The sequence below is a fragment of the Candidatus Paracaedibacter symbiosus genome (genome assembly GCF_000757605.1).
GTDB classification, from domain to species: Bacteria; Pseudomonadota; Alphaproteobacteria; order Paracaedibacterales; family Paracaedibacteraceae; genus Paracaedibacter_A; species Paracaedibacter_A symbiosus.
This window is the reverse complement of the sequence record NZ_JQAK01000012.1, coordinates 9,579-10,760: the sequence shown is the minus strand read 5'-3', so window position 1 is coordinate 10,760 and position 1,182 is coordinate 9,579. Positions and strand designations below refer to the sequence as shown.

General features: G+C 33.6%; 3 protein-coding genes. All 3 read right to left on the bottom strand.

Annotated features, from left to right (window positions below):
• On the bottom strand, positions 1-385 hold a 385-nt coding region (locus IG80_RS0111475; RefSeq protein ID WP_032114168.1), incomplete at its 3' end, for a hypothetical protein.
• Positions 386-619: 234 nt separating this feature from the next.
• On the bottom strand, positions 620-1,009 hold the full coding sequence (locus IG80_RS0111470; RefSeq protein WP_032114167.1) for a PIN domain-containing protein: 390 nt from the start codon (positions 1,007-1,009) through the stop codon (positions 620-622).
• The coding region (locus tag IG80_RS16365) for a hypothetical protein (protein ID WP_232224412.1) at positions 999-1,182 on the bottom strand (184 nt) is incomplete at its 5' end. The genes IG80_RS0111470 and IG80_RS16365, both read right to left, overlap by 11 nt.

Below are 1,182 nucleotides of genomic sequence, written 5' to 3'. Positions count from 1 at the left end.
CGGAGCCGACAATAAGAACCTTATTAGCCTTAAATACTAAGTCAGAATGTCGAGATATAGTATATTCACCTCCTGATCTACGAGTAAATTTATCAAAATAAATTTCTAAAATACCAAGCTTATTTAAGTGCCTAGCTAACTTTTCAACACGCTGTGCATGAGAATCATTATCTGGATAGTAGATAATAAAAAGGGTATGGGGCTGTTCAGGTTTAGGAAGCTGAGTTAAATAATGATAAAATAATTTTTTGTGAACTTTCAGGGAAACACTTTCATCTGACAATTCACTTGCGGATAAGCAAGGCACTAAAGAAAGCCAGCATAAAACCCATAAGCATGATTTTAAAAAATAAGTAAGTTTATTCTTCTCTTTAAAATAGTTCATTTTAATTTTAAGTTTCTATAAATCTTATCTGTACTTCTTAAAGAGGTTTAAGCCATAATGTTTTTAAAATTATTGCTTGCTTTTCTAGCTTTCTCTCTTGATTATTGCTTTTTAGCCTCTTTATTAGCATAAAGCTTCATAATAGCAGGGGTAAGGCTAGATAATTTTTGGCTGCTTTACTAGCTCAAAAATGTCGCACAACTGATTTGCAAAAATAAAAAAACGTATGAAGAATTATCTAATGAGTCTAATATCAACATTTTCTAGCTGTACTTCTCCCCATATTATATCAGCAGTATAGATAGGAATCTGCATCTTCTGTCCAAGAGCAATACACGCTCTGTCACCTAATGATAATCCTTTGCTCTTCGTTAAAGGGCTCAATTCAGCTGCTAATTGCGCTTGTTCAGTATCAAAAGGAATAATCGTTTGAATGATATCTGAAATAGAAGACAAAGCCTCTTTAGGAAGAATATCAGTTCTTTGTAGAGCTGTAAGAACTTCACTGACATTAACTGCTGACATAAGAGCTTCCTTTAAGAGAGGCTTCACAATATCTGCGCCTTGTTCTTGATGAATAAGAGCGAGGAGGGCGGAAGCATCCAAAATAACATTATTGCTCATGTTTTGCCTCAGCGCGTCGTGTCTTAATTAATCCATCAACCAAACGTAATAACTTCGTATAGCATACATTATACGAAGTTATACGAGCATAATCTGAAAATAAATCTGAAATAATTAAATCAGGATGTAGATAGCTAAAGCAGTTTATAAGTTGATGCTCAAGAGAAGTAATA

What these genes read in the sequence shown, in the direction of transcription:
- IG80_RS0111470 (WP_032114167.1), bottom strand. Translation starts at nt 1,009, where the DNA reads ATGAGCAATAATGTTATTTTGGATGCTTCCGCCCTCCTCGCTCTTATT.